The organism is Methylocystis sp. IM3, assembly GCF_038070105.1.
Taxonomy (GTDB): Bacteria; Pseudomonadota; Alphaproteobacteria; order Rhizobiales; family Beijerinckiaceae; genus Methylocystis.
The window spans coordinates 1,944,137-1,970,789 of sequence record NZ_JBBPBZ010000002.1; the positions used below are offsets into that span (position 1 = coordinate 1,944,137).

Genomic DNA, 26,653 nt, shown 5'->3' on the forward strand with positions numbered 1-26,653 from the left:
CTGACTCGCAGCATGAAAAGCACGCGAAGGTTGTTATTCTCGACCTTGGCTGCTAGGCTTCTTGCGGCGTTGGCGCATGCCGGTCCCGCCTGAGCCTGCCGATCGAGAGGGGGCCCCAGCCACAATGGGCGCTGAGCTGACGCTCCCGCCCACTTCCGCCTTGCGCTTCGTCAAGCGAAGGGGTCTAATGCGCGCCTGCGGAGGCCAAAAAATAAAGATAACCGGGGGGCGGCGTCAAACCGCTCGGCTCAATCAAAAAACAAACAGGAAAGCCGATGTCGTCGGAGCGTTCGCAAAATCTTCAGGATACATTTCTGAATTTCGTTCGGAAAAACAAAGTCCCACTTACCATCTTCCTCGTCAACGGCGTGAAGCTGCAGGGGATTGTCACCTGGTTTGACAATTTCTGCCTGCTCCTTCGGCGCGATGGACACTCGCAACTCGTCTATAAGCACGCCATATCGACCATCATGCCGGGTCATCCGATCCAGATGTTCGAGCCAGGCGAAGACGAAGCGCCTGCGGAGAAGCAGCGGTAGAACATATTTTGAACGAGACACAGTCGGACCATGGCCCTGCGCCGGGCGGAAGCCGGACGCGCGCGATCGTTGTTGGACCCTATCTTGCGCGCGGCGCGGCCGCGCTGTCGCGAGACCCGCAGGCGCGCCTCTGCGAGGCCGTGGGCCTTGCGCAGGCGATCGATCTCGACATTGCCGGCGAAATTCAGGTGGCGCTGAGCGAGGTGCGTCCCGCGACCTACCTTGGCAAGGGCAAGGTCGACGAGATCGCGGAGATCGTCAAAGAGCAGGAGGCGGGGCTGGTCAGCGTGGACTGCCAGCTGTCGCCCGTGCAGCAACGCAACCTTGAAAAAGCCTGGGACGCCAAGGTCATCGACCGCACCGGGCTCATTCTCGAAATCTTCGGCCAACGGGCGCGCACCAAGGAAGGCGCCCTCCAGGTCGAACTCGCCCACCTTGCCTATCAGAAATCCCGGCTCGTGCGCTCCTGGACCCATCTCGAGCGCCAGCGCGGCGGCTTCGGCTTTCTTGGCGGTCCGGGCGAAACGCAGATCGAAACCGATCGCCGCCTCATCGAGGAGCGCATGCGCCGCATCGAGCACGACCTCGACAAGGTGAAGCGCACGCGCGGGCTGCATCGTAAGACGCGGCGCGACGTGCCTTACCCGGTGGTCGCCCTCGTCGGCTACACCAACGCCGGAAAGTCGACGCTTTTCAATCGGCTAACCAAGGCCGAGGTGCTGGCGCAGGACATGCTCTTCGCCACCCTTGACCCGACGCTGCGCCAGATTCGCCTGCCACACGGCGCGAGGGTGCTGCTGTCCGATACGGTGGGCTTCATTTCCGACCTGCCGACCATGCTCGTTTCCGCCTTCCGCGCCACGCTGGAGGAGGTGACGCTCGCGGACGTGATCCTGCATGTCCGGGATGTCTCGCATGAAGACTCGGAGGCGCAGGCGCGCGACGTCGAGTCCATCCTCGAGGAGCTTGGCCTCAAGGGAGAGGCCGAAGGCCGGATCATTGAGGTCTGGAACAAGATCGACTCGCTCGATTTCGAACGCCTGGATGCGCTGCGGATCGCTGCGCGCGGTTATGAGCCTGCACGCCGGCCGGCTCTGGTGTCGGCGCTGACCGGCGAGGGCCTCGACGATCTCCTTGCGCGCATTGAGAATCTGCTTGCAGAAAGCCGCCTGACGCTTTCGCTCGAGCTTGCGCCGGAAGACGGGCAGGGGCTCGCCTGGCTCCATGCCCATGCCGAGGTGCTTTCGCGCGAGACGCGTGAAGACGGCGGCTCCCGCCTCCTGGTGCGCGTCGCGCCCGAGCGCGCGGACGAGGTCAGGCGGCGCTACGGCGCGGACGTCCCCGCGCAGAAGGACGCATAAGCTGTCATGCACTGGCTCTATCTCGCTATCGCGATTCTCTCGGAAGTCATTGCTTCATCGGCGCTGCCCGCGTCAGGGGGCTTTCGGAATCCGCTCCCGACGCTGCTTGTCGTGACGGGCTATGGCGCGGCGTTTTATTTCCTTTCGCTTACGCTCGAAGAGATCCCGCTCGGCGTCGCCTATGCAGTCTGGTCCGGCGTTGGCCTCGCGCTGATCTCCCTCGTCGGCTGGATTTACTACAAGCAGAGCCTCGGCGCCGCCGAGATTTTCGGGATCGTGCTGATCACGCTCGGCGTCGTGATCCTTAAATTCGGCGGCAAGGCGGGGGCTTAGCTTCGCCGGCCGGGTAGCGCCGCCGCTGGCAGCATCCGCCGCAGCGTGTCGTCCTTGAACAGATAGTGATGGACCAGCGCGGCTGCTGCGTGCAGCATCGCGAGCGCGACCAGGAGATGGGCGAGAAACTCGTGAATCTCCTTGGAGTTATGCTTGAGTTCGCGGTTCTTCGGCCAGGGCGAGGGGATGTCGTACACGCCGAACAGCGACAGCGGCTCGCCGCCATGGAACAGCGTGACGAGGCCCACCGCAGGTACGGCGAGAAGCAGGCCATAGAGGGCAAGCTGCAAGGCTTTCGCGGCGATATCGCCCGCCGTGCCGAACCGCGTCGGCTCGGGCGCGGGGGCGGGCGCCACGAAACGCCAGACAACACGCAAAGCGAGCAAGATCACGACAAGCTCGCCCAAAATCACATGTGTAAATTCGCCGGCGTGGCGGATGGGGCCGCGAGGAAGTTCGTCGCCGAGCAGGCCGAGCGTCCAGGCCGCAAGGACGCAGAGCACGGTGAGCCAGTGGAAGATTTGCGTGGGTAGGCCGAAGCGAAGCGCGGCGTGGGTCATTTGGCCTCCATATTGTTTGGCTGACCCTAGCGCGACGACGGGCAAAAATTATGGCTTTGTCTCAGGCGCTCTTCTTTTCCAATTGCTTGGCCTCGATCCAGAGCGCCTCCATGTCGTCCAGCGACGCCGCTTCGGGCGTGGAGCCCTGTTCCGATAGGCGCCGCTCGATATGGTGGAATCGGCGCTCGAATTTGGCGTTGGCCCCGCGCAGCGCCTGTTCCGGGTCGACGTTGGCGTGGCGGGCAAGATTGGCCACGACGAAGAGAAGATCGCCGATTTCCTCTTCGAGCGCCTTTGCGTTCGCCTCCGGATCCTCCAGTTCGGCCGCGACCTCCTCGGTCTCCTCGCGGATTTTGCCCAGAACATGCCTGGCGTCGTTCCAGTCGAAGCCCACCCTCGAGGCTTTTTTCTGAAGCTTGACCGCGCGGGTAAGGGCGGGCAGGGAGACCGGAACGCCGTCGAGTAGGCTCGCGGGCGCGAGGCCTTCCGAGGCGCGCCGCGCCTTGGCGGCTTTTTCCAAGGCCTTGATCTCATCCCATTGCGCAGTGACGCCCTCGGCGGTCAGCGCGTCGGCTTGCGCGAAAACATGCGGATGGCGGCGGATGAGCTTTTCGCAAATTGCCACGACGACATCGGGAAAGGCGAAGGCGCCCTGCTCCTGCGCCATGCGCGCATGGAAAACGACCTGAAGCAGCAGATCGCCCAATTCGTCCCGAAGATCCTCCAGGTCGCCACGTTCGATGGCGTCGGCGACTTCATAGGCTTCTTCCACCGTGTAAGGCGCGATGGAGCGGAAATCCTGCTCGAGATCCCAGGGGCAGCCGGTCCCCGGCGTGCGCAGGGCAGCCATGATCTCGATCAGTCGCGAAATATCGCCGGACATGTCTCTCCCACAAAAGCAAAACGCCGCGCTGCCCTTCGCGGGAACGCGGCGTCGATTTGAAGCGCCTCGGGCGATCAGTCCAGCGTAATGGACAGCGCCTCGCGGCCCTTGGCGGTGTCGACGACCTGCATAGTCACCGGCTGACCTTCCAGCAGGCGGTTCACGCCGGAGGGGCCGAGAATCGAGATATGCACGAAGACGTCCTTGCCGCCGTCGTTCGACTGGACGAAGCCGAAGCCCTTGGTTTCGTCGAACCATTTCACCTTGCCGGAGACCGGCACGGCCGACGACGGGTCGGGCGCCTGGCGGCGGGGGCGGGGGCTATCGAAGCCGCCGCCGCGCGGGGGCGGCGGAGGGGCGCGCTCGGCGGCGCCGGCGAGATCGACATCCAGAATGCGGGCGACCTGCTGACCCTTCACGGAACTCGTCACCTGCACCTGCAGCTTGGCGCCCGGCGGCAACGAGTCGTAGCCCGCCGCCTGCACCGCGCCGATGTGGAGGAAGGCGTCGCCGGTGCCATTGCCCAGCTCGACAAAGCCGAAGCCCTTGTCGGCCTTGAACCATTTCACAATGGCGTCCACCGCGGGCTCGTTGCTCATCATCGGGGGCGCCATATCCGGGAAACCGCCGCCGCCAAACGGCGACCGCGGCGCACGGCTGGGGCGCGGGGCGTCATAGCCATACGGCCCGTCGTCATCGAACCCGCGTTTGCGAGGTCCCCGGAAGTCTCTACCTTTGCTCATGTTTACCTGCTCGTCTCCGCCAATCACGGCAAGACTTTTATGTCAAACGCATGCGCCCAGGCGTGCTCAATCGGGCGCGCAATCTGCGACCGTCGAGAAACGATGGGATGTTGCCAGTTGAATGCCATATAGTCCCGCGCGGGAAGCCTTTTACCAGATAAAGGCCCGATCTGGCCAGAAAATTTCGTGGCCCGATCGAAAAAACCCTAGGAAATGCTTCGATGCGGCCAGGCTCGCGCCCCACAGACGAGGAGGTCGACCGGCGCGAAGCCGCCGCATTTGATCCCTGAAGGAATGGCCCCTGGATCCCTGGGATTTCGGTGCAGGGCTCAAATTGGAGGGCGGAAGATACCGGGCCCCACGATTCGTATAATCGATATTATGGAACCAAACCCCAGGGGGCGGACGCGGGGCCAACGCCGATTACGAACCGCCGCTCCACATCTCGGCGGCTGGCGAAGGATTACACCTCGATTCGCAGGCCGTCATAGGCCGGCTCGACATTGGCCGGCAGCGTCGCGGCGAGCGCGTCGTAGTCGAGATCGACATGGAGGTCGGTTAGTATGGCGCGGCGCGGCCGGAACTGGTCGATGAGCGCCAGCGCCTGTTCGACCGAGAGATGGGTTCCGTGCCGCTGCCAGCGCAGCGCGTCGATGATCCAGAGGTCGAGACCCTCTAGAAAGCGCGCGCTTTCCGGCGGAACGGCGTGAAGGTCTGGCGTATAGGCGATGTTCCCGAAGCGGAAGCCGAGCGCGTCCATGTCGCCGTGGTCGAGGCGAAACGGCGTCGCCTCAATCGGTCCGCCCGGACCCTCGATGGTCACGGGCCGGCCCGTATGCAGCCGGTGCTCGGTCATCAGCGGCGGATAATAGCTGCCGGGCGGCGTGACGAAGATGTAGCCGAACTTGTGGGAGACGTCGCGGGAGGTCGGCTCGTCCATATAGGCGGGAATGCGCCGGCCGTTGCGGATAACGAGCCCGCGCACGTCGTCGATCCCATGCGTATGGTCGGCGTGCGGATGGGTGTAGAGCACGGCGTCGAGCCGGATGACATCCGCCGCGACGAGTTGCTCGCGCAGATCGGGACCGGTGTCGACGAGAACCTGCGTCCCGTCCTGCGCATGGCCGCGCGTGACCAGAATCGAGCAGCGGCGGCGGCGGTTCTTGGGGTTGTCCGGATTGCACTTGCCCCAGCCCTGCCCGACGCGCGGCACGCCGCCCGACGAAGCGCAGCCGAGAATCGTGACGGCGAGCGTCACGCCGCTTTCTCCAGCGGCGGCATTTTGGAGAAGAGCCGCAGCGCGTTCTCGGTCGTCGCCCGGGCGAAGTCGGCCTCCGATACGCCCTTGAGTTCGGCCAACAAACGCGCCGTATCCGCGACGAAGGCCGGCTCGTTGCGCTTGCCCCGATGCGGCACGGGCGCCAGGAACGGCGCGTCGGTTTCGACCAGCATTCGCTCGAGCGGCACGGCCTTAGCCGTCTCGCGCAGCTCCGCCGAATTCTTGAAGGTCACGACGCCAGAAAAGGAGATGTAGAGCCCGAGCCCGACAGCGGTTTCAGCGAGTTGGCGGCTCGATGTGAAACAGTGGAGCAGGGCCGGGAAGGCGCCCTTCCCCATCTCCTCCTCGAGAATCGCCGCGCAGTCGGCGTCGGCGTCGCGGGTATGGATGACGAGCGGCAGGCCCGTCTCGCGCGCGGCCGCGATATGGGTGCGAAAGACGCGCTGCGCCACTTCATGGGGCGCGTGGTCGTAATGATAATCGAGCCCGGCTTCGCCGAGCCCGACGCATTTCGGGTGGCGCGAGAGCTCGACGAGCTGTTCGACCGTCGGCTCGGCCTCCTCATGCGAATGATGCGGGTGCGTCCCGACGGTGAAGAACACGTCCGGATAGGCTTCGGCGACGGCTTTCACCCGGTCGAAGCGGGAGAGATGGGTGGAGATGGTGATCATGCGCCCGACGCCGCGCGCCCGCGCTCTGGCGACAATGTCCGCCTGTTCGGGGGCGAAATCGGGAAAGTCGAGATGGCAATGGGTGTCGATGAGCATGTGTGGTTTCTAGTTCCCGGATTGCGCCGCGCGCCAGCCGCCCTTGGCGCAGATCACGCTGTTGGAAGACCAGTCGCCCGCGCCGACCCCACCCGTCAAGCGGCCGCGCACCATTGCCGTGACGCCAAAGGCCTTGAGGCTCATGGATACGGCGCCGTCCTCGCCGACGCCCCCGGTCGCCGACGCGGGGAGGCCCGTGAGCCTGACGATTTGTCCGCCCGCCATGGTCGCGATGAGCCGCTTCTTTTTCACCGGGCAGAAGAAGCTGGAAGTCGTGGCGTCGATGACCCACTGCCCGTCGAAGCTGTTCCCCGCCGGAACGGCGGCCGTTGCGGAGCCGGCCTGCGCCGGAGCGATGGCGGGAAAAAGAAAAGCGCAGATGAGGATGTCTTTGGCGTGGTGCAGAAGCATCCGGGCCGCTCGCCTCCGATCGTCGCCGCATTTTCCAAGGACAAATAGCGCCTTTCCGGTCGACGCGTCACCTGCACGCGCCGGTTCCATACCCCCGGCCGCCACGCAGCGAGCCGGCGACGCGGGCGACAATGGGGTCGAAGGCCGTCTTGCTGGCGGCGGGATAATCGAGCGAGACGCTGTTCCAGACCGTTCCGCCACAGCTCAAAACCGACTTGCGGTAAAAGATGCGGTCGCCCTTGCGGCCGGCGACGACGATCCGGTCCCTGCCCCGGCTCGTGTAGTCGATTGTTTCGCCCGCTTCTGCCTTCAGCCTCAGAGCGAATTCCTCCGCCATCGGCAGGACGACGAAGCTGCCTGAAACGATGATCTCCGCCGACCCGTCGGGAGACGAAAAAACCCGCCCGTCGTCATTCTCCGGCGCCTCGCCCATGCGCCAGCCGGCGGGCACGTCCGCCGTCACGCCGAATCGGTCGTTGTGATAAGGTCGGAAGCTCGCAGCGTCGGACGCGGAGCCCAGCAAAAGGGCTCCGAGGAGCAAACCGAGAAAGAGCCTCACCCTCGCACCGAGTCGAAGAGAATGGCCTGCAACGGCATTCGTGCCGGGCTCCCGAATTCCTCGGTGAAACGCTCGGCGAGCCTCTCGACGACGGCCTCGGGCTCCACCCCGCCGCGCGCGCGTATCTCTTCGATCAACGGGCTGCCGAAGACGAGGCCCCGCGCGAAGGCGGGGACGTCGGGGATTTCCTGGAGATGCGGCAGGACATAGACGGCGATATGCGTGAAGCCCGCCGCGATCAGCGACTCTTTCACGGGATCGATCTGCGGGCAGGAGAATGGCTTCTCGAGGAATTTCGGCGGATCGTCCGGGAAGAATTGCGCCGCCGCCTCTAGCCCAATCCGCGAGAACGGATTGTAGCGGGGCGCGTCCCATACGCTGAAGAGGTAGCGCCCATGCGGCGCAAGCACACGCCAGGCTTCCCGGTGCGCCGCGTCCCGGTCGGGGAAGAACATGTGGCCGAACTGGCAGACAAGGCAGTCGAAGGCGCCGTCGGAAAACGGCAGGGCCAGCGCATCGGCGACGGAAAACTCGACCTCGCCAGGCTCGAACTTGTCCTGAGCGACCTCCAGCATGGGCGCGTTCAGATCCGTTGCAGCGAGCGTCGCCTGCGGATGCAAAACCTCGCGCAGCCTGCGCGTCACGACGCCCGTCCCGGCCGCGATCTCCAGAACGGCGCGCGGCGCCCGCAGCGCCGCCCGCTGCGCGATGTCCCGCGCATAATGGTCGAAAAGGATTGGGCCGAGGCCGCGGTCGTAATGGCGCGGGATGTCCCCGACGAAGCGGGCCGGGTCGGTCATGCCGCCCCCTCCTCTGGCTCCACGAATCTCGGAAACACGGGAGCGGGCGGCGGCAGGGGCGCGCCTTCCTGCAAGGCATTGGCCGCGTCGGCGTGGGCGAAATCGCGCGAATCCGGCCCGACGCCCAGAAGGTCGAGGAGCTTGCCCGCGGCTTCCGGGATGAAGGCCTGAAGCGGGATCGCCAGCCGGCGCAAAGTCTCGGCCGTCACATAGAGGATCGTCTCCATGCGGGCGGGGTCGGTCTTCTTCTTGGCCCAGGGCTCCTCGCCGGCGAAATAGCGATTGGCCTCCGCGACCACGCGGAAAATCTCCGAAAGCGCATGATGCGGGGCATAGTCGTTCATCGCCGCGCGCGCCTTGTCCAGCGCGAAGGCGGCCTGCCCGAGAATGTCCTGATCCGCCTCGCTAAGCGCGCCTTTTTTCGGCACGGCGCCGGCGCAGTTCTTGGCGATCATCGACAGCGAGCGCTGCGCCAGATTGCCGAGATCGTTCGCAAGATCGGCGTTGATCCGCATGACGATCCCTTCGTGCGAATAGTTGCCGTCCTGACCGAAGGGAATTTCGCGAAGGAAGAAATAGCGCAGCTGATCGACGCCATAGCGTTCGGCGAGCTCGATCGGGTCGACGACATTGCCGACCGACTTCGACATCTTCTCGCCGCGCGAGAACAGAAAGCCGTGCACGACGACCTGCTTCGGCAGCGGCGCGCCTGACGACATCAGGAACGCCGGCCAGTAAATGGCGTGAAACCGCGTAATGTCTTTGCCGATGACATGGGCGTCGGCCGGCCAAAAGCCCGTTTTGTCGCCCTCTTTCGTGAGCCAGCCCGTCGCGGTGATGTAATTGGTCAGGGCGTCGACCCACACATACATCACATGGTTGGCGGTCGTCTGCGGGCTGGGCGGAATCGGAATGCCCCAGTCGAAGGTCGTGCGCGAGACCGAAAGGTCCGAAAGGCCGCGCTTCACGAAAGCGACGATCTCGTTTCTGTAGTGCTCGGGCGTGATGAACTCGGGATGCGCCTCGTAATAGGCGAGGAGCTTGTCCGCATAGGCCGAAAGCCGGAAAAACCAGCTTTCCTCCTCCACCCATTCGACCGGCGTGCCGGTGGGCGCAAATTTCTTGCCCTCGCGCTCGGTGAGTTCGCTCTCGTCGTAATAGGCTTCGTCGCGGACGGAATACCAGCCGGAATATTTTGAGAGATAAATGTCGCCGTTCGCCTCCATCCGGCGCCAGATTTCCAGCACCGTCTTCTTGTGGCGCTCCTGCGTCGTGCGCACGATGTCGTCGGCCCGGGCGTTCAGCGCCTCGCCCATGCGGGCGAATTGGGCGGCCGTGCGGTCGGCGAGGCCCTGGGGGGTCAGCCCCTCCTTTTCGGCCGTGCGCTGCATCTTCTGCCCGTGCTCGTCCATGCCGGTGACGAAGAGCACGTCGAAGCCGTCGAGCCGCTTGAACCGCGCGAAGGCGTCCGTCGCGATACGCTCATAGGCGTGGCCGATATGGGGCGCGCCATTCGCGTAAGGAATGGCGGTCGTGATCATGTAAGTGGGGCGCTCAGACATGGGCGCGGAGATAGCGCGCTTTTGCGAAAGGGGAAAGTCGCAGCCTTCGCCATTTGCGGGACACATGGGGCCGACTGCCGGAAGCCTGACGGCGCCGCCGGCCTTCATCACCTCTAAACACGCGTCGCCTAAAGCGTGGTCCGGGCCGGGAGCGGGGGGTTGTGATTCGACTCCCCTTCCCTGCGGCCGCGCGTTATCTTCTAACGATCTTCGGGAGTGTCGTCATGAGCATGTCCAGGGCGCCGAGGGACATTGCGCGCCGGCTTGGCGAGAAAAGCCGAGCAAGGAGCGACAAGGGCGATGGCTGGCGGCGCGAGACATTCACCCTGCCGCGCCCCGACGCCCGCGCCAAGGCGCGGGAGTGGTTCGACCGCTATCCCAAGGCTGCCTACATGACCGAAATCGAGTTCTGGCGTGAGCTCGAGGATGGACGAATCGAATTCGTCATGCGGCGCCTGCCGAGCGCAGACTGACGCGGCGTGGATGGCGAGCGAGGAGGCGCGGCCGTGGGGCGCTTCGCGCGTCCCGAAGAGGCCGAGCAAGGACCGCTTGCCCTTCCCCTCCCGAACCTTATAGTCCCGGCTTCCTCCCACGCTGGAAAGGTCCATGACGATCGAGAGCCTACGCATCGGCACGCGCGGCAGCCCGCTTGCGCTCGCCCAGGCCCACATGGTTCGCGCGCTGCTCGCGAAGGCGCACGGCGTCGCCGAGGACCATTTCGCCATCGAGATCATCAAGACGACCGGCGACATGATCCAGGACCGCCCGCTCTCCGAATCCGGCGGCAAGGGGCTCTTCACGAAAGAGCTGGATCTCGCGCTCATCGCCGGCGGCATCGACCTTGCTGTGCATTCCTCCAAGGACTTGCCGACGCATCTCCCCGCGGAGATCGTGATCGCCGGCTATCTGCCGCGCGAGGACGTGCGCGACGCCTGGATCGGCAGAGACGGCGCGGGCATCGACGCCTTGCCTTCTGGCGCCGTCGTCGGCACGGCGTCGCTGCGCCGCGCCGCGCAGGTGAAGCGCCGCCGTCCCGATCTGCGGACGACGCTTCTGCGCGGCAACGTCCATACGCGTCTCGCCAAGGTCGAGAGCGGCGAGGTGGACGCCACCCTGCTGGCGCTGGCGGGTCTGAAGCGGCTCGGCCTCGCCGACCGCGCCACCGCGCTGCTGCCGCTCGACGCCTTTCCACCCGCCGTGGGACAGGGCGCCATCGGCATTACCGCACGGGCCGACGACAAGAAGACGCGCGCCGCGCTCGCGCCCATTCTCGACGAGGCGACCGCGCTGGCGCTCGCCGCCGAACGCGCCTTTCTCGCCGCCCTTGACGGCTCCTGCCGGACGCCAATCGCCGGCCATGCGACGGTCGACGGCGGCGAACTCTCCTTTTACGGCGAGGTGCTCAAATCGGATGGCAGCGAGGTCTGGATGGCGCGCCGCAAGGGCCGCGCCATTGACGCGGCGATGATCGGCGCGGACGCCGGCAACGAGATCGTGCTGAAGCTGCCGCATGGCCTTGCGGGGCTGATGTGACGCGCGCGCTCGTGCTGCGCGCGCGGGAAGACGCCGCGCGCACGGCCGCGAAGCTAAGGGAGCTCGGCTACGAGCCCCTGCTCTCTCCGGTGCTGGAAATCGCCGCGACAGGCGAGCCGATTCCGGCTGGAGCCTATGACGCCGTTCTGGCCTCGAGCGCCAAGGGCCTCGAATGCGCCGGGGCCGAGGCGCAGCCCTACAAATCTCTTCCGTTCCACGCCGTTGGCGCCAAGACCGCCGCGGCGGCGCAATCCCAGGGCTGGCGTCCGGAAATCGTCGCGGGGAACGCCGAGGCCATTCTGCCGCTGCTCCTTGACCATTATGGAGCCCCCGCCCATTTCCTCTATCTCGCCGGGCGCGATCGTCAGGCGGCGCTGGAGGCGGGGCTGCGCGCCGGCGGTCACGCGATCACGGCCGCGGAGGTCTATGAGGCGCGCGCGGCCGAGCGCCTGTCCGACGAGGCGGTCGCCTCGATGCGCGAAGGCGCCGTCGACATCGCGCTGCACTATTCCCGACGCAGCGCCGAAATCTTCCTCGCGCTCGCCGAGGCCGCCGGGCTCACCCCCCATCTTTCTCGCATGGCTCATGTCGCCTTGTCGGAAGAGGTCGCAAAACCCCTGCGCGCCATCGGCCTCAACCCTGCCGTCGCAGCAAAGCCCGACGAGGCCGGATTGCTTGCGGCGGCGCGCAACGCCCTGGAGGGCGCCTTATTACGAGATACGTAAATATGGCTTACGTTATGCGTATTTTACGTGTGTCGTAATTTCAGCGTCGAATCTACGAGACGATTAGGGCGCGCCGACAACTCCTCGTCCCTCACGTCGGGACGGGGCATGACCATCCCCGATGGACGGTCTTGCGGCATGGGAGGGCAAGCGTCAGGCTAATCCGCACGAGCGCCAAGAGGCGACGCGTCAGGATCTGGCGAATACGAACAAATGTTCGAACGAACATCCGTTAAAACGGCAGAAATCCGAGTCGCTGGATCTAGTTCTCGATCAGCGCCCATCCGATCAGAACCATGACGGGCCCCGTAAGACGTTCCTGCGCGACCTTGGCCGGGAGATCGGAAATCGTGCCCCGGATGACCCGCTCCTCGGCCGTCGAGGCGCGCTCGATCACAAAGGCGGGCGTGTCATGCGCCATGCCCTCTTCGAGCAGGCGACGGGAGAGCGCCGGAAGCGTGCGGTTGCCCATATAGACCGCCGTCGTCGCGCGCCTGTCTGCGAGCGCGCTCCAGTCGAAATCCTCGGGGAACTCGCCGTCCTTGGTGTGCGCGGTGATGAACTGGACGCGCCGCGCCGTCTCTCGGCTGGTCAGCGATGCGCCGAGCGCGGCGGCGCCGGCGCAGGCGGCGGTGACGCCGGGCACAATCTCGATCGCGAAGCCCGCCTCGCGCAGTGCGGCGATTTCTTCATTGGCGCGGCCGAAAATCAGAGGGTCGCCGCCCTTCAGACGCACGACATTCTTGCCCGCGCGGGCGAGTTCGACCAGCAGTGTCGTGATCTCCTCCTGCCGCACCGAGGGCGCATAGCCCCGCTTGCCGACATTGATCCGCGTCGCCTCCCGGCGCGCGAAGTCGAGAATGCTTGCGGGCACGAGATCGTCGAAGAGCACCACGTCGGCCCCCGCCAGCGCGCGCAGGCCCTTGAGCGTCATAAGCTCGGGGTCGCCCGGCCCCGCCCCCACAAGCGTCACCCGCCCGCGCACGGCGTCGTCACCCGCCGCACGCGCCTCGGCGAGGAGCGCGTCGCGGTCCGTCTGCGTCGGCGCGCGCTCTATGTCGCGGAAAGCGAGCCGCGTAAAGCGGCGCCAGAAATCGCGCCGAGCCAGGAAGTCGAGGCCGGAAGAGAGCACCTGCGGCCGCCACTCCTGCGCCGCCTTGGCCCACGCCGAAAAGGTTGCCGGCACAAGAGACTCGATGCGCCCGCGCACGGCCTGGGCGAAGACCGGCGACGCGCCGCCCGTGGAGACGCCGATCACGAGCGGCGACCGGTTGACGATCGCCCCCATGATGAAATCGCTCATCGCCGGCCGGTCGGCGAGATTGAGCGCCACCCCCGCCGCATCCGCCGCCTTGCGAGCGGCCTCGGCCTCGGCGTCGTCGAATGTCGCGCCGAAGGCGAGCGTCGCGCCCTCGAAATCGGCCGGCGCAGCGGCGCGCTCGTATATGGCGACGTTATCTCTGTCGCTGGCGATCTCGCGCAGCTTCTCGCACGGGTCGCGCGCAAAAACGTCGACCTGCGCTCCCGTCGCGGCGGCAAGGTCGACTTTCCAGGCGGCGCCCTCCCCGTCTCCGATCACCACCACCCGCTTGCCCGCGAGGGGGTAGAAAACCGGCAGCGTTTCGAGCGGCTGCATCAGACTGGATGAAACTTCGTCGGGTTTACGCGTCACGATCGGGCCTGTTTGCTAGAAGGCAAACGCATAGCCCATCCCGCAGCGCCGCAAAAGGCGCCGGCCGCAAGAGCGTGAGTGACGTGTCCGGGGCGGTCGCCGTCCTGTCGAAGCGCGAGCGCCGCAGGGCTTTCAGGATGGGGCCCCTGAGTCGAACGCCGAACCGCTTCCGCGAGCCTCAGGAAAGGCTCTCGAATCTCGTGCAGGTGAAATGGATCGGCCGTGAAACCACAATTTTGCGGAACGGACGATAATAGGTGCAGGAACGCCGCCAGCCGTCCGACGACATCCCCTCCGTAAGCAGCAACGCCTTTTTGTCGAGGATCAGATAGGCGTTGAACAGAACGACCCCCATGACGATTATACTTAGTTTCAGCATAGCTCACGCCCTCACAACCGTGAGCATTGCCGTAGCGTCTTAAAAATCCATTAAGCCGAAAACCTGGAGACGGGCGCTCAATGGCCTTTGCCGAATAAAACAGTAATCGCCTTCGCCTGCATGTCTCGGTCGCGGTTTGTCGCCTGTTCCAAAGACATTTCGCCGCTTGCGACGTGAACGCCGGCTTTTGCGAGAGCGGCGATGGCTTGCTCCGTCGAGCGGCCGGACAGCGGCGCAATCTTGGCGAGCGGCGCGTTTACAATAGCGCGCATCGCCATGACAGGAGGCGGCAGGCGCTTTTGGCCCGTCCATGAAAAGAAGGAGCCGACCAGCACGGCAAGACTGAAGGCAATGATGCCGCGGCCGAGATTGCCTGCCAGGAAATATCGCTTGAAAGCCGGCCAATTCGCCGCCGCGTGCGCGGCGACGCCGCCGATCATCACCAGCCCGACCCATTCGTGAGCGAGCTTGTTCAGACCCAAGTCCCAATGGAAGAACATCAACAGGCCCGTGACGCTCATCAGGCTGAATGCGCCGATGGTCAGCGGCGTCGCCCATTCGCGGGAGATTTGCACTTGCCCACTCCAAATTGGTTTTTGATTTATGCAGGAGGAAGGCGAAACGCGCGCCCTCCTCTCTTCATCTAAAACTTTGCGTTGATGGTCACATAAGCCGAACGCGGCGCGCCGGGCATGATGTTGTTGTTGTTGTGCGCGGAGGCATAATAAAAGGCGCCCAGAATGTTCTCCACATTGACCTGGCCAGATATGTTGTCGGTCAGCTTGACATAGACGGCGCCATCCCACCGCGCGTAGCCTGGAATGATCACCGCATTATCGAGCGCGGCGAAGAATTTGCTGTTGTAGATCACGCCGCTGCCGAGACCGAGGACGCCGGGCGCAAGGCCGAGGAGCGAAGAAACGTCGTATTTGTTCCAGAACGAGAAGGTGTTTTGCGGAACGGAGGGAACGTTCTTGCCCTTCTCGGTAAAGAACACGCCGCTGCCCGTACCCGCGAGTGCGACGTTTCGGTCTGAACTCGTCACATAGGCGTGCTGGTTGCCATATCCGAGCGAGATTTCCCATTCCTTCGTGAGATAACCGACGAGCCCCAGTTCGCCACCGACCGTGCGCGTGTTCGTCAACACATTGTAGAACGCATTGATGGCGATGGGCTGGTTCGTGCGGTTGAGATTGTAGAGCGCGCCGGTGAACAGCAGCGTCGGCGTGATCTCCGCCTTGAAGCCGGCTTCGGCATTCTCGAAGCCCTGCGGCTGGAGATTGGCGGATGACACCGTCAGCGTATTGAACTGATCGCCAGCGGCAGGCAGGAAGGAGCGGGAATAGGCGCCGTAAAGAGAGACGTGTTCGAGAGGCTTGACCACGAGGCCGACGCGCGGCGACCAGCGGCTCGTGTTGCTGTAAATCGTCTGTCCGCGGTAATTGTCGATGGTCGGATTGATGCCTGCGAAATTGTTGACGTATTTCAGATTGAAGTTGTCGAAGCGCACGCCCGCGAGAATGTCGACATATTTGGTGATGCTGATCTGGTCCTGAACATAGCCGGCTGCGAGATCGAGATCCGTATGGCGGCGGAAGCCGTTCGGCGCATTGGAGTTGTTGAACACGACCGGCGAATAGACCGTCGGCGCCCCAAAGAACGTATTGAAGTTCGCCGAGCCGGTGAAGGGATCGAGCCAGCGTGCATTATTACGATTGGTGTCAGATTTCTGATTGCCGAACTCCATGCCGCCGAGCAGCACGTGCTTGATCTCCGGCGCCATGACCAGCGTGTAGGTCAGATCCGTCTGGTTGAAGATGTTCTGCCGCGGCGTCTCATTATTGTAGCCGGAGAGCTGCACGCAGGGTGGCAGCGTTCCCGCGCAGGCGGCGTTGAAGATGACGCCGCTGTTGGCGAAGGTGTTTTGATAGAACTTAGCGTAATTGGCGAAGACGGTCTGGTTCTTGATGTTGACGCCGAAGTCCGTCGTGTGGTCGATCATGAGGACCGCGCGATCGACGTCGGTCTTCGCGTAATTGACCGCCGGATTGCCGAAGAAAGTCGAGCGCCCCGCTGGCGATGGATAGCCGGGGAAGAGATAGCCGAGCCCCAGCGTCTGCGCGCGCAGGGCTTCGGGCCCCAGGTTGAAATTCGCCGAGGGTATGCCGCGATCGAGGAAGCGGTGATCAAAATAATGTTCGTAGCTGAGCGTGACGAGAGTCTTGTCGAGCGGCTTCCAGGTGAAAGTCGGATTGATGCCCCAGCGACGCATGTTGAAGAAATCGCGGTAGCTGTAGGATTGCTCGAAGAGGCCGTTGACGCGGAAGGCGAGTTGATCGTTGATCTCCTGCCCCACATCGAACGTTATGCGCTTGCGGCCGAAGCTGCCCGTGCTGATCTGCATGTCGCGGCGCATCACGCCGTCGGCCTTCTTGGTGACGCGATTGACCACGCCGCCGCCGCCGCCGCGTCCGAAGATCAGCGCGCTCGGGCCTTTCAGCACCTCGACCGCCTGTATGTTGTAGAGGTCGCGATAATACTCGGCGTCGTCGCGCACGCCGTCCGTGTAGAAATCGGCGGTCGTCGGCTGACCGCGGATGGTGATCTGGTCGCGCTGCCCCTCGCCCTGCGCGACCGTCACGCCCGGCACATAGGCGAGCGCCTGATTGAGCGTCAGGCTGTTGCGATCTTCGAGCTGCTGCTTGGTGAGAATCGTGATCGACTGCGGAATGTCGAGGATCGGCGTGTTTGTTTTCGTCGCGGTCGACGTGCCGCCGGCGAAATAGCCGTGAACATCCGTCGGACCGCGCCCGACCTGCATGCCCGCCGGAATGAAGGAACCCGTTCCGCTCCCCGAGCCCGAGCCGGATTGCGGCGCGGCGACGACCGACGGCGCCGCCTGAACCGGACGAACCGCGCGGGGTCCGGAGGCCGTAGACGCACGCCGGGCGCCTCCCACATTGATGGTGGGTAGCGACTGCTGCGCCAGCGCCACGTCCGCAAAAGAAAACGCCGTCGAGATCGCGCAGAGGCAGGTTAGGGGCAGAGATCTCGCGGAGGTCGATTTCGTCATGTCGCAAAGTCCTGAAGTGCGGCGGGTCGTCAGAACCCGGCAAACATCCTGGCCTTCACGCTAATATTTCCAGTTCATTGCCACAAATAAATACTGAAATAATTGAGAAACTTTTCAAGTTCGAAATGGCGTTTCACCAAGGAAACGCAAATAGGCGAGCGTCGTTGGACACTCGCCCGAAGCTCACGCCGATCAAAATGCGAGAGGTTTAAAACTTCGCGTTTACTGTGACGAACGCTGAACGCGGCGCGCCGGGCATGATATTATTATTGTTGGTCGCGGCGACGTAATATCGCGCCCCGAGCAGATTTTCGATATTGAGCTGCGCGTTGACCCGTTCGCTGAGCTTCACATAGGCCGCCGCATCGACGCGGGCGTAGCCGGGGACGACGACGGCGTTGTCAATCGCCGGATAGAATTTGGCGTTGTAGATGACGCCGCCGCCAAGACCCAGCGCCCCCGGCCCGGCGTCGAAGAGCGACGAAATGTCGACCTTGTTCCAGAAGGAATAGGTGTTGCGCGGGACATTGGGCGTCACCTTGCCCGAATAGACGAGCCACGGATCGGCTGGATTTGGAAAATAGCTGGCGTTCAGCACGCGGCCGGACTGAAAACCATAGCCAAGCGAGGCCTGCCACTCGTCTGTGACATAGCCGACGAGTCCGACTTCGCCGCCCCGCGTCCGCGTATTGGCGGCGACCGCGTTGAAGGCGTTGACCGTGACAGGCTGGTTCGAGCGATTGAGCTGATAGAGCGCGCCGGTGAGCAGCAACCGAGGCGTGATTTGGTATTTCGTTCCGACTTCGAGATTCTCGAAGCCCTGCGGCGACAGCGCGGCGAGAGACGGCGTCAGCACGACGAACTGATCGCTGGAGGCGGGCAGGAAGGAGCGCGAATAAGCGAAGTAATACGAGAGATCCGGCGTCGGTTTGAAGACGACGCCAAGTCGCGGCGACCATTTGTTGGTGACGTTGCGAATGGTCTGGTTGAGCGAGTCGACGATTTCGCCTTCCGCCTGCTCCGTCGCCTGCCCCGCCGGATCGGCGCCCGGTGGAAGCGGGAAATCCGCGCCGCGGAATGTCAGATCGAAATGGTCGAACCGCACGCCGGCGAGAATGTCGAAATAATTCGTGACCGCGATCTGATCCTGAACATAGCCCGAGGCCACGTCGAGATTCGTGTAGCGACGCTCGCGCGCGTCGCCGTAGACCATGGGATTATAGATCGTCGGGTTGAAGAAGGGCGCGTCAACCGCGACCGCGCTGCCGTCGCAGGCGACATTGAAGTTATTCTCCGGCGTGCCAAAGCAGGAGAGATTGCGCTCGCTCGCCGATTTCTGATTGCCGACCTCCGAGCCCATGAGCAGCGTGTGCTTGATCTCGGGCGTCATCTCGAAACGATAGACGAGGTCTGTCTGGTTGAAGACATTGCGCCGTGGCGTGTTGTGGACGTAGCCTTCGATTTCCATCTGCCCGCCGGGCGGCCCCTCGAAGAGAAGGACATTCTCGCCCGGGAAAGTATTGGCGTAGCGCTTCTGGTAGTTGGCGTAGACCGTGTGGTTACGGATTTCGAGGCCAAAATCGGTTGTGTGCTCGATATTGAGATCGACGGAGTTCACATCCACGCGGGCGTAATTGTTCGCCATCGCGCTCGGGTTGACGTCGCCGAAGAATTGCCAGCGCGGCGCAGGCGAGGGATAGCCCGGCGCGAAGGCCGCGAGGCCGGCGGGGAAGCCCTCGACGAAAGAGCCGATGCCGACCGACGGAATGCCCCGGTCGTTGAAGCGCCGGTCGTGGTAATGCTCATAGCCGAGCGTCACGAAGGTCTTCTCGAGCGGCTTCCAGGTCAGCGTCGGATTGACGCCGTACCGCTCCATCCGAAAGAAATTGCGATAGCCGTAGGACTGCTCGTAAAGCGCGTTCAGGCGAACGGCGAGCGTGTCCGACACCGCCTGGCCCAGATCCGCCGTCACGCGCTTGCGGCCGAAGCTGCCGAAACTCGTCTCGATATTGCGGATGGTCTCGCCATCGGCCTTCTTGGTGACGCGGTTGATGACGCCGCCACCGCCGCCGCGACCGAAGGTCAGCGCGCTCGGTCCTTTCAGAACCTCGACCGCCTGTATGTTGTAGAGGTCGCGGTAATATTCGGCGTCGTCACGCACGCCGTCCCTGTAGAAGTCGGCCGAGGTGCTCTGGCCGCGGATCGTGACCGCGTCCTTGTTGCCCTCGCCGCCCGTCACCGTCACGCCCGGCACATAGGTGAGCGCCTGATTCAGCGACACGCTGTTGCGATCCTGAAGCTGTTGCTTGGTAAGAATCGTGATCGACTGGGGAATGTCGATGATCGGCGTGTTCGTCTTGGTCGCCGTCGAGGTGCCGCGCGCGACATAGCCGACCACTCCGCTCGGGCCGTAGCCGAGCACTTGCTCGGAAGGCACGAAGGGCGTGGGCTCGGAGGGTTGCGCAGGTCCAGGCGCAGGCGCCGCGGCGGCCGGCGCCGCCTGCACGGGACGCGTCGGGCGCGGGGCCTGGGTGCGCGCGACTGTCTTGCGCGCCTTGCCGACCTCGATCGTGGGAAGCGCCTGCTGGGCGAAGGTGGACGGCGCGACGGAAATGAATGCGGCGCTGAGAGCGCAAAGGCTCACGTGCGGGCGATTCAATTTTCCAGACGCGAAGAAGCGAACCAAGGAGACACTCCGGCGATCAATCGATTTCGGCTCCTTACAGAGTCGGATGCAGATCAGTATTCCAGCGCCGAAAAGCGCGTCAACGCGAGGTGCGAGACCTTGGAAATCTTGTAAGTTTTCCGCCTGTATTGAATCAGGTCGGACAGACTTCCTTTTTGGAATTATTTCTCTTTTAGAAAATAGTAGTATTTCTTGACTGTTGCACAAATGAAACAAAAAGCGGCCCTGGATCAGGGCCGCTTTCCTGGCGTCTCAACAGGGCTGATCTTACTTCTTGCCCTCGGCGTTGAACTGGGCGAGGTAGGCCCAGACGTTCTCCTGATCGGCGTCGTTGGCGAGGCCCTGGAAGATCATCTTGGTGCCCGGCACCTTGGCCTTCGGGTTCTTGATGAACTCCTTGAAGGAGGCCTCGTCCCAGGTGATGCCCGAGCTCTTCATCGGCTCGGAATAGTTGTAGCCCTCGACCGAGCCGGCCTTGCGGCCGTTCAGGCCATTCAGCTCCGGCGCGACGGCGTTCTTCGCGCCTTCGCCAACCTGATGGCAGGCTTTGCACTTGGCGAAGACCTTTTCGCCCGCGGCGGCGTCGCCAGCGGCGAAGGCCTGGCCGGCGGAAGCGGCGAAAGCGACGCTCGCAGCGAACGTCAGCAGGGAAATCGTCTTCATCCTTGATCCTTTCCTCATCCTTGGCGTTCGCTATGCGAGCGTTCGCCTATTTCTTGAAATCGCCATGCCAAAGGTCGGCGCCTTGCCGGCGCACTTTAGACGGCTTCGAAACTACAACGAAGGTGCGCCCCGACACAATACGCCACTCTTTCGTCCCGACGCGCCAAACCTATCGGGCCGGAACTGAACAGCGCCTGAACCCCGCCCGAAACGCTGGTCAGAGAGCGCCCGCTGTGATGGTTCAAAACGTCACCCGGCGCAAGGTGAGGTTCACCCGCGCGCCAAGGCCGGAGAGCGGCGCAGGCAACGGTGTGAGAATCGATGGCAAAATCCGATCCACGCCGTGAAACGCGCGCCGCGCCGGGCCGGAGAGAACGAGCGCATCGCCTGCGGATAGCGTGAAGGCGAGAGTCTTGTCTGTGCGCTTCTGTCCGCCTAGCCTGAAGCGACAATCCGCTCCCAATGAGAAAGAGAGAATCGGCGCCGCGAAATCCTGTTCGTCGCGGTCCTGATGCAAGCCCATCCTGGCGTCGTCGGAATAGACGTTGATCAGGCAGGCTTCCGGCGGCTTCGGGTAGCCGGTGAGCGCCGCCCAGGAGTCGAGCAGCATGGCGGGAATCGGCGCCCATGGCGCGCCGGTTTCCGGATGCGTCGCCTCGTAGCGATAGCCGCGGTCCTTGTCGCTCATCCAGCCGAGCGGCCCGCAATTGGTCATGCGCACCGACATGGGCAGGCCGGACTTCGGCATCCGGGACACGAAGAGCGGCGCGCGGGCGATCACATCCGCGATCGCCTCGGCCAGCCGCTCCTGCGCGGCCGAATCGAGCCAGCCGGGATGATGGAAGGCGCCGGGCGCGCGTTCGAGCAAAAGCTTACCGCCTCCGCCGGACGAGGATCAGGGCTCCAGAACCGTCTTGGAGGCGACCGTCGAATCGGCGTTGAGCTTGTAGATGATCGGAATGCCGGTCGCGATTTCGAGCGTGGAGATGCTCTCCGGCGTCATCTGCTCCAGCACCATGCACAGCGCGCGCAGCGAATTGCCGTGAGCCGCGACCAGCACGCGCTCGCCGCGCATCACCGGCGGCAGAATGCGCTGGACGTAGAACGGCACGACGCGCGCGACAGTGTCCTTGAGGCTTTCGCCGCCCGGCGGCGGCACATCATAGGAGCGCCGCCACAGGCGCACCTGCTCCTCGCCCCATTGCTCGCGCGCCTCGTCCTTGTTGAGGCCGGAGAGGTCGCCGTAATGGCGCTCGTTGAGGGCGCGGTCCTTCACCGTCGGCACATTGGACTGGCCCAGCTCCTCGAAGATGAGCTGCAACGTATGCTGCGCGCGCAGCAGCGCGGAGGTGAAGCCGACGCTGAAAAGGAGATCGAGCTTGCGCAATTCACGGCCCGCGCGCCGCGCCTCCTCTATGCCCAGCGGCGTGAGGTCGGGATTCTTCCAGCCCGTGAAGAGATTCTTCGCGTTCCATTCGCTCTGGCCGTGCCGGACGAGGACGAGGGTGCGGTGCATGCTCATGGGCTAACTCGAGACTCAGGCGCCAGAGAGGCCGAGAACGTCGGCCATGGAATAGAGGCCCGGCGTCTTGCCCCGGGTCCAGAGCGCCGCCGCAAGGGCGCCGCGTGCGAAAATGCCCCGGTCCTCGGCGCGATGCGAGAACTCGATCCGCTCTCCCATGCCGGCGAAGATCACCGTGTGGTCGCCCACGACCGTCCCGCCGCGCAGCGCCGCGAAGCCGATGTCGCCAGGCTTGCGGGCGCCGGTCACGCCGTCGCGCCCGCGCGCGCTGTGTTCGGCAAGGTCGATTCCCCTGCCCCGCGCCACGGCCTCGCCGAGCAGCAGGGCCGTGCCCGACGGCGCGTCGACCTTCAGCTTGTGGTGCATTTCGACGATCTCGGCGTCCCAGCCGGGACCGAGCGCCTTGGCCGCCTTCTCGACGAGTCCGGCGAGAAGATTGACGCCGAGGCTCATATTGCCCGAGCGCACGACGACCGTGTCGCGGGCCTCCTCGGCGATCCGGGCGAGATCCTCGGCCGTCAGTCCGGTCGTGCCGATGACATGGGCGACGCGCGCCGCCGCCGCCGCTTTGGACATGGCCGCCGTGGCGGCGGGCGTCGAAAAATCGATGACGGCGTCGGCCTGGGCCAATGCGGCGGGAATGTCGCTGGTGACCGGAACGCCCGTCGGCGGCAGTCCGAAGGCGGCGCCGCTGTCCGCGCCGATGGCCGAGGACCCCTCCGCTTCCAGAGCCGCGACGAGCCGCACGCCCAGCGTGTCGGGGATGGTCTGCGTCAGCATACGGCCCATGCGGCCCGCCGCGCCTACCACGACCAGACGCAATTCGCTCATCTCAACTGCCCTCGCCTGCGGCGCCCTGACCGGAGTCTGTCCGGCCGCCCGGATCAGGAAAGCCTGCTCCAGCGCCTTGTTTCGACGCGATTTCCCAACCGGATCGCTACGGCTGAAAAAGCTCATAACGCTCGGACAGGCGACTCGGGCCTTCTGACGCGCACCCTCCTATACAGATCGCGGCCGCTTAAGAGAAGCCTTCGAATTGTCGCGGCGACGTTCAGGACCCACCCGTACGGGCGGCTACTTCTTGGGCCGGAAGGCTTTGACGCGGGCAGGATCGGTCTCGATATAGGCGGCGCCGATCAGGTCGAGGCAATAGGGCACGGCGGGCATTACGGCGTCGAGGCAGAGTTCGATCGCGGCAGGTTTGCCGGGCAGGTTTATGACGAGGCATTTGCCGCGATGGGCGGCCACCTGGCGCGAGAGGATGGCGGTGGGCGTCTGCGCCAGCGAGACCTGGCGCATCAGCTCGCCGAACCCCGGCAGTTCGCGCGGACAGGCCGCGAGCGTCGCCTCGGGCGTGAGGTCGCGCGGGCTCGGGCCGGTACCGCCTGTCGTGACGATCAGATCGCAGCCCACAGCGTCGGCGAGCTCGATGAGCGTGTCGCGCACGCTCTCGAACCCGTCCGGGATGATGCGCCGCTCGATGCGGAAAGGCGTCGTGAGGACGGCGGAAAGATAGGCCTCGATCGCCGGGCCGCTCTCGTCCTTGTAAACGCCGGCGCTGGCGCGGTCCGAGGCGGTGACGACGCCGATGACGGCCTCGCTTCTGGTGTCGGTCATGCGTTTGATCTCCCGCCGCCCTTTTGGCGCCTCGCGCGCGGCTTGTCAGCCCATCGAGACGGCTGGATGCGCGGCGCGATGACCGGGATGCGTCTGGTCATATTGCGCGAGAGCTTCGTCCACCGTCGCCGCATAGCCAACCTGCTTCGGGTCGAGCCCGTGCAGCGTCAGGGCGCGGCGGATGTCCGGGCTGGCGCCCGTCACGAAGAGCTGCACGCCTTTGCGATGCGCCTTGTGCGCGAGCCCCTCCATGACATTGGCGCCCGTCGAGTCGAGAAAGGGCGCCTCCGAGAAGTCGATGATCAGCGCCTTGTAGCTGTCGGAAATGCGGTCGAGCACCGAGCCGATCGACGCCGCCGCGCCGAAGAAGAAGGCCCCGACGATCCGATAGACCACCACTTCGGGATCGGCGGCGCGCGTCTCGTCATAGGCCCGGCCCTCGTCCGGCGCGTCCTCGCGCACGAGCGGCCGGCTCTTTTGGACAGCCGTCGCCTGTGACATCCGGTAGATGAACAGGACCGAGCCCATCGCGAAACCGACCATGATCGCTTCGCTCAGCTCGCGGAAGATGGTGAGGAAGAAGGTCGCCGCCAGCACGGCCGCGTCCCCCCATCCCGACCGCACCAGCACCGCAATCGCGGGCCGCTCGACCATGTTCCAGGCGACGATCACCAGCACGCCGGCAAGTGCGGCGAGCGGGATATAGGCCGCGAGCGGCGCGGCGAGCAGCATGAACAGCAACAGGAAAAGCGCGTGCAATATGCCCGCGACCGGGCCATGGGCGCCGGCCCTGACGTTGGTCGCGGTGCGGGCGATCGTGCCGGTGACGCAGAAGCCTCCGAACAGGGCCGAGCCCATATTGGCGACGCCCTGCGCCACCAACTCGCAATTGGAGCGGTGCCGCCGGCCTGTCATGCCATCCGCGACGACGGCCGAGAGCAGAGACTCGATGGAGCCGAGCAGCGCGAAGGACGCCGCGGCCGGCAGCGCCGCCTGAATTTTCTCGAGCGAGAGATCGGGCAGCACGGGCGCGGGCAGAATGTTTGGGATGCCGCCGAATTTCGAGCCGATCGTCGCGACCGGCAGATGCAGGCCAGCCGCGACCGCAGCGGCGGCTGCAACAGCGATCAGCATTCCCGGCCAATGCGGGCGCGCATATTTCAGCGCGACGATGACGGCGACAGTCCCGAACGACAGGGCGACCGCCTCCAACGTGACGCTGGGCGCCGCCGCGACAAGCACGGGAATCTTCTCGTGAAGCGGCCCCGGCTCGCCCTCGGCCAGGGTCAAACCGAGCAACTCCCTGAGCTGGCTCGCGAAGATGATGACCGCAATCCCCGCCGTGAAGCCCACCGTCACGGGAAACGGAATGAACTTGATGAAGGTCCCGAGGCGCAGCAGCCCCATGGCGGCCATCATGAGCCCGGAGAGGAAAGTCGCGATGACGAGCCCTTCCATCCCCTGCGTTGCGACCACGGTGGAGACGAGAACAATGAAGGCGCCGGCTGGGCCGCCGATCTGGAACCGCGAACCGCCCAGAGCCGAAACCAGAAACCCGCCGACGATGGCGGTGTAAAGGCCCTGGGCAGGGCTCGCGCCCGAGGCGATCGCGATCGCCATGGAAAGCGGCAGCGCCACAATGGCGACCGTCAGCCCTGCGACGGAGTCCGCGCGCAATTGGGCCAGGCCGTAGCCCTCCCGCAGCGCCGTCACCAGCTTCGGCATGAAAAGCTCGACAAACCGCGCCCCTCGAGCGGCGCCTCCCCCCACCACGTCAATCGACATTCATTCACCTCCCAGCGCCTGGCCGGAGCCCGGCGCATCCATGCGCAAGCCGCACGCAGCTGTTGGAATAAGGGAGATTTAGTCATCCGCGCGCCAAAACCCTAGCGCCATGGGTGCAAAACATTGCCGACCACGGTTTTTGCCTCAGTAAGAGCAAATCACGTTTTTCTGGCCTGTCCGCGCAATATCAGACAGAATAACGTTCATACACGCCACATTTTCTGAACAAATTGTCAAATTGTCTGGACGTTTTGGCCATCATTCGCCGTTAGACCGGCTATCGCCTCATCCCCACATCGTCAGTTCGATCGAAATATCCATGCGTCCACTCTTATGGCGCATGCGTATTCTTCTGACGATTGGGGTAAAACAGGAGAAGACTAACGAATGAAGCGTATATCTGTTGTGGTTGCCCTTCTCGGTCTCATGACCATTCCCGCCGCCGCGGATGTTCTCGCCGCACGCGAACCAGGGGCCGAACCACAACAACAGCAGGCGCCTGAAGGTCATTATGGCAGAGCGAGCCAGGGCGTTCCCGGCAATGCCATGCCCGATGGCGCCCATTCCTTCACGGCCAAGGCGTCCTATTACGGCGGCGGCCCGCGTCGCTATGAACCCAATACGCACACCGCGAGCGGCGAGCGGTTCAATCAGTGGGGCCTGACCGCGGCCCATCGCACGCTGCCGCTCGGCACGCGGCTGCTCGTGACGCACCATGGCCGCTCGGTCGTTGTAAGGGTGAATGATCGCGGGCCGGCGGCCTGGACCGGTCGAAGCCTCGATCTTTCGCGGGGCGCCGCGACGCGCATCGGCCTCATCGCCAATGGAACCGGGCCCGTGCTGGTGCAGGTCCTCAACGGCGGTTGATCTTAAAAAGAGCGAAGCGCCCGGTCCCAAAAGGGCCGGGCGCCTCTCCTTCGGCTGTTGATGAGACTCCTGGAGACTTGAGCTCAGACAAACATCCCGAAGATTCCGGAAAGGATTGAGAAGACGATCACCGTCGCCGTAACGATGCCGAGGTCGGAGGTGCCCCAAAGCGCGAGGACAAGGCCGAGCACCGCGCCGGCCGCAGCGCAGATCAGGACATTGGGCGTGATGGCGAAGTCGAAACTGCGCATGCCGGTGTATTTGTCCTTGGGCAGGTTCGATTCATGATTGGCCATGGCGTTTCCCTTTTCGATCAGGCGCATCTGTGAAAGAC

Annotated in this window: 28 protein-coding genes; 7 read left to right on the plus strand and 21 right to left on the minus strand. The window is 64.4% G+C overall.

Going from position 1 to position 26,653, the window contains the following annotated elements; all coding sequences use genetic code 11:
• Nucleotides 1-275 precede the first annotated feature (275 nt).
• Genes hfq through WOC76_RS11385 form a run of 3 tightly spaced genes read left to right on the plus strand, consistent with a single transcriptional unit; the run spans nt 276 to nt 2,233 of the window.
• Complete coding sequence (hfq, locus tag WOC76_RS11375; RefSeq protein ID WP_341108791.1) at nt 276-539, plus strand: RNA chaperone Hfq; 264 nt, start codon at nt 276-278, stop codon at nt 537-539.
• A gap of 8 nt (nt 540-547) precedes the next feature.
• On the plus strand, nt 548-1,900 hold the full coding sequence (hflX, locus tag WOC76_RS11380; RefSeq protein ID WP_445928466.1) for a GTPase HflX: 1,353 nt from the start codon (nt 548-550) through the stop codon (nt 1,898-1,900).
• Between the two features lie 6 nt (nt 1,901-1,906).
• Nucleotides 1,907-2,233: a DMT family transporter gene (locus WOC76_RS11385; RefSeq protein ID WP_341388419.1), complete on the plus strand. Its 327-nt coding sequence runs from the start codon at nt 1,907-1,909 to the stop codon at nt 2,231-2,233.
• On the opposite strand, the gene WOC76_RS11390 is transcribed toward WOC76_RS11385, so the two are convergent.
• The 9 genes from WOC76_RS11390 to metG form a co-directional block, all read right to left on the minus strand.
• On the minus strand, nt 2,230-2,793 hold the full coding sequence (locus WOC76_RS11390; RefSeq protein ID WP_341388421.1) for a cytochrome b: 564 nt from the start codon (nt 2,791-2,793) through the stop codon (nt 2,230-2,232). The genes WOC76_RS11385 and WOC76_RS11390 overlap by 4 nt on opposite strands.
• A gap of 61 nt (nt 2,794-2,854) precedes the next feature.
• Entirely contained in the window at nt 2,855-3,676 is an 822-nt protein-coding gene (mazG, locus tag WOC76_RS11395) for a nucleoside triphosphate pyrophosphohydrolase (RefSeq protein WP_341106785.1), read from the minus strand.
• Nucleotides 3,677-3,750: 74 nt separating this feature from the next.
• Nucleotides 3,751-4,419 carry a cold-shock protein gene (locus WOC76_RS11400; RefSeq protein WP_341106784.1) on the minus strand — a complete coding sequence of 223 codons (669 nt, stop codon included), beginning with the start codon at nt 4,417-4,419 and terminating at the stop codon, nt 3,751-3,753.
• Nucleotides 4,420-4,882: 463 nt separating this feature from the next.
• Nucleotides 4,883-5,677, minus strand: coding sequence for an MBL fold metallo-hydrolase (locus WOC76_RS11405; RefSeq protein ID WP_341388424.1), 795 nt, complete (start codon nt 5,675-5,677; stop codon nt 4,883-4,885).
• Entirely contained in the window at nt 5,674-6,465 is a 792-nt protein-coding gene (locus WOC76_RS11410; protein ID WP_341106783.1) for a TatD family hydrolase, read from the minus strand. Before WOC76_RS11410 ends, WOC76_RS11405 begins: the two co-directional genes overlap by 4 nt.
• A 9-nt stretch (nt 6,466-6,474) precedes the next feature.
• Complete coding sequence (locus WOC76_RS11415) at nt 6,475-6,876, minus strand: hypothetical protein (RefSeq protein WP_341106782.1); 402 nt, start codon at nt 6,874-6,876, stop codon at nt 6,475-6,477.
• A gap of 67 nt (nt 6,877-6,943) precedes the next feature.
• Nucleotides 6,944-7,399, minus strand: coding sequence for a hypothetical protein (locus WOC76_RS11420; RefSeq protein WP_341106781.1), 456 nt, complete (start codon nt 7,397-7,399; stop codon nt 6,944-6,946).
• A 32-nt stretch (nt 7,400-7,431) separates the two neighbouring features.
• Nucleotides 7,432-8,235 (minus strand): class I SAM-dependent methyltransferase, encoded by an 804-nt coding sequence (locus tag WOC76_RS11425; protein WP_341106779.1) that lies wholly within the window; start codon nt 8,233-8,235, stop codon nt 7,432-7,434.
• Nucleotides 8,232-9,797: a methionine--tRNA ligase gene (metG, locus tag WOC76_RS11430; RefSeq protein ID WP_341106778.1), complete on the minus strand. Its 1,566-nt coding sequence runs from the start codon at nt 9,795-9,797 to the stop codon at nt 8,232-8,234. Before metG ends, WOC76_RS11425 begins: the two co-directional genes overlap by 4 nt.
• A 224-nt stretch (nt 9,798-10,021) precedes the next feature.
• Between metG and WOC76_RS11435 the strand changes: the two genes are divergently transcribed.
• The 3 genes from WOC76_RS11435 (at nt 10,022) to WOC76_RS11445 (ending at nt 12,055) form a co-directional block, all read left to right on the plus strand.
• Nucleotides 10,022-10,270, plus strand: a complete 249-nt coding sequence (locus WOC76_RS11435) for a hypothetical protein (protein WP_341388427.1) — start codon at nt 10,022-10,024, stop codon at nt 10,268-10,270.
• A 133-nt stretch (nt 10,271-10,403) separates the two neighbouring features.
• The gene (gene hemC / locus WOC76_RS11440) at nt 10,404-11,330 is read left to right on the plus strand and encodes a hydroxymethylbilane synthase (RefSeq protein ID WP_341106776.1); all 927 of its coding nucleotides are present in this window, start codon (nt 10,404-10,406) and stop codon (nt 11,328-11,330) included.
• A complete protein-coding gene (locus WOC76_RS11445) occupies nt 11,327-12,055 on the plus strand; it encodes a uroporphyrinogen-III synthase (protein WP_341106774.1) in 729 nt (242 codons plus the stop codon). The genes hemC and WOC76_RS11445 overlap by 4 nt, the downstream gene beginning before the upstream one ends.
• Nucleotides 12,056-12,317: 262 nt before the next feature.
• Here the strand turns inward: WOC76_RS11445 and cysG are convergent, their stop codons facing one another.
• From cysG to WOC76_RS11500, 11 genes are all read right to left on the minus strand, one after another.
• On the minus strand, nt 12,318-13,727 hold the full coding sequence (gene cysG / locus WOC76_RS11450) for a siroheme synthase CysG (RefSeq protein ID WP_341106772.1): 1,410 nt from the start codon (nt 13,725-13,727) through the stop codon (nt 12,318-12,320).
• Between the two features lie 178 nt (nt 13,728-13,905).
• Entirely contained in the window at nt 13,906-14,106 is a 201-nt protein-coding gene (locus WOC76_RS11455; protein WP_341106771.1) for a hypothetical protein, read from the minus strand.
• Nucleotides 14,107-14,183: 77 nt separating this feature from the next.
• Nucleotides 14,184-14,681, minus strand: a complete 498-nt coding sequence (locus WOC76_RS11460) for a DUF4405 domain-containing protein (RefSeq protein ID WP_341106769.1) — start codon at nt 14,679-14,681, stop codon at nt 14,184-14,186.
• 68 nt (nt 14,682-14,749) lie between these two features.
• Nucleotides 14,750-17,179 (minus strand): TonB-dependent receptor, encoded by a 2,430-nt coding sequence (locus WOC76_RS11465; protein WP_341106767.1) that lies wholly within the window; start codon nt 17,177-17,179, stop codon nt 14,750-14,752.
• Nucleotides 17,180-17,387: 208 nt separating this feature from the next.
• Nucleotides 17,388-19,823, minus strand: a complete 2,436-nt coding sequence (locus WOC76_RS11470; RefSeq protein ID WP_341106766.1) for a TonB-dependent receptor — start codon at nt 19,821-19,823, stop codon at nt 17,388-17,390.
• A 309-nt stretch (nt 19,824-20,132) separates the two neighbouring features.
• Entirely contained in the window at nt 20,133-20,528 is a 396-nt protein-coding gene (locus tag WOC76_RS11475) for a cytochrome c-554 (RefSeq protein WP_341106765.1), read from the minus strand.
• 241 nt (nt 20,529-20,769) lie between these two features.
• Nucleotides 20,770-21,396 (minus strand): alpha-ketoglutarate-dependent dioxygenase AlkB family protein, encoded by a 627-nt coding sequence (locus WOC76_RS11480; RefSeq protein WP_341106764.1) that lies wholly within the window; start codon nt 21,394-21,396, stop codon nt 20,770-20,772.
• A 27-nt stretch (nt 21,397-21,423) separates the two neighbouring features.
• A complete protein-coding gene (locus WOC76_RS11485; protein WP_341108790.1) occupies nt 21,424-22,044 on the minus strand; it encodes a 2,3-bisphosphoglycerate-dependent phosphoglycerate mutase in 621 nt (206 codons plus the stop codon).
• A 21-nt stretch (nt 22,045-22,065) separates the two neighbouring features.
• The gene (dapB, locus tag WOC76_RS11490; RefSeq protein WP_341106763.1) at nt 22,066-22,881 is read right to left on the minus strand and encodes a 4-hydroxy-tetrahydrodipicolinate reductase; all 816 of its coding nucleotides are present in this window, start codon (nt 22,879-22,881) and stop codon (nt 22,066-22,068) included.
• 243 nt (nt 22,882-23,124) lie between these two features.
• Nucleotides 23,125-23,667 carry a molybdopterin adenylyltransferase gene (mog, locus tag WOC76_RS11495; RefSeq protein WP_341106761.1) on the minus strand — a complete coding sequence of 181 codons (543 nt, stop codon included), beginning with the start codon at nt 23,665-23,667 and terminating at the stop codon, nt 23,125-23,127.
• Nucleotides 23,668-23,712: 45 nt separating this feature from the next.
• A complete protein-coding gene (locus WOC76_RS11500; RefSeq protein WP_341431422.1) occupies nt 23,713-25,452 on the minus strand; it encodes a SulP family inorganic anion transporter in 1,740 nt (579 codons plus the stop codon).
• A gap of 387 nt (nt 25,453-25,839) precedes the next feature.
• Here WOC76_RS11500 and WOC76_RS11505 point away from each other — a divergent pair, with 387 nt between their 5' ends.
• Nucleotides 25,840-26,319, plus strand: coding sequence for a septal ring lytic transglycosylase RlpA family protein (locus tag WOC76_RS11505; protein WP_445730628.1), 480 nt, complete (start codon nt 25,840-25,842; stop codon nt 26,317-26,319).
• Between the two features lie 83 nt (nt 26,320-26,402).
• On the opposite strand, the gene WOC76_RS11510 is transcribed toward WOC76_RS11505, so the two are convergent.
• Nucleotides 26,403-26,615: a hypothetical protein gene (locus tag WOC76_RS11510; protein ID WP_341106760.1), complete on the minus strand. Its 213-nt coding sequence runs from the start codon at nt 26,613-26,615 to the stop codon at nt 26,403-26,405.
• Nucleotides 26,616-26,653 lie beyond the last annotated feature (38 nt).

Coding starts and splice junctions, on each gene's coding strand:
- hfq (WP_341108791.1), top strand. CDS start 276: ATGTCGTCGGAGCGTTCGCAAAATCTTCAGGATACATTTCTGAATTTC.
- WOC76_RS11385 (WP_341388419.1), top strand. CDS start 1,907: ATGCACTGGCTCTATCTCGCTATCGCGATTCTCTCGGAAGTCATTGCT.
- WOC76_RS11390 (WP_341388421.1), bottom strand. CDS start 2,793: ATGACCCACGCCGCGCTTCGCTTCGGCCTACCCACGCAAATCTTCCAC.
- mazG (WP_341106785.1), bottom strand. CDS start 3,676: ATGTCCGGCGATATTTCGCGACTGATCGAGATCATGGCTGCCCTGCGC.
- WOC76_RS11400 (WP_341106784.1), bottom strand. CDS start 4,419: ATGAGCAAAGGTAGAGACTTCCGGGGACCTCGCAAACGCGGGTTCGAT.
- WOC76_RS11410 (WP_341106783.1), bottom strand. CDS start 6,465: ATGCTCATCGACACCCATTGCCATCTCGACTTTCCCGATTTCGCCCCC.
- WOC76_RS11415 (WP_341106782.1), bottom strand. CDS start 6,876: ATGCTTCTGCACCACGCCAAAGACATCCTCATCTGCGCTTTTCTTTTT.
- WOC76_RS11425 (WP_341106779.1), bottom strand. CDS start 8,235: ATGACCGACCCGGCCCGCTTCGTCGGGGACATCCCGCGCCATTACGAC.
- metG (WP_341106778.1), bottom strand. CDS start 9,797: ATGTCTGAGCGCCCCACTTACATGATCACGACCGCCATTCCTTACGCG.
- WOC76_RS11435 (WP_341388427.1), top strand. CDS start 10,022: ATGAGCATGTCCAGGGCGCCGAGGGACATTGCGCGCCGGCTTGGCGAG.
- hemC (WP_341106776.1), top strand. CDS start 10,404: ATGACGATCGAGAGCCTACGCATCGGCACGCGCGGCAGCCCGCTTGCG.
- WOC76_RS11455 (WP_341106771.1), bottom strand. CDS start 14,106: ATGCTGAAACTAAGTATAATCGTCATGGGGGTCGTTCTGTTCAACGCC.
- WOC76_RS11465 (WP_341106767.1), bottom strand. CDS start 17,179: ATGACGAAATCGACCTCCGCGAGATCTCTGCCCCTAACCTGCCTCTGC.
- WOC76_RS11475 (WP_341106765.1), bottom strand. CDS start 20,528: ATGAAGACGATTTCCCTGCTGACGTTCGCTGCGAGCGTCGCTTTCGCC.
- WOC76_RS11485 (WP_341108790.1), bottom strand. CDS start 22,044: ATGCACCGCACCCTCGTCCTCGTCCGGCACGGCCAGAGCGAATGGAAC.
- dapB (WP_341106763.1), bottom strand. CDS start 22,881: ATGAGCGAATTGCGTCTGGTCGTGGTAGGCGCGGCGGGCCGCATGGGC.
- mog (WP_341106761.1), bottom strand. CDS start 23,667: ATGACCGACACCAGAAGCGAGGCCGTCATCGGCGTCGTCACCGCCTCG.
- WOC76_RS11500 (WP_341431422.1), bottom strand. CDS start 25,452: ATGTCGATTGACGTGGTGGGGGGAGGCGCCGCTCGAGGGGCGCGGTTT.
- WOC76_RS11505 (WP_445730628.1), top strand. CDS start 25,840: ATGAAGCGTATATCTGTTGTGGTTGCCCTTCTCGGTCTCATGACCATT.
- WOC76_RS11510 (WP_341106760.1), bottom strand. CDS start 26,615: ATGGCCAATCATGAATCGAACCTGCCCAAGGACAAATACACCGGCATG.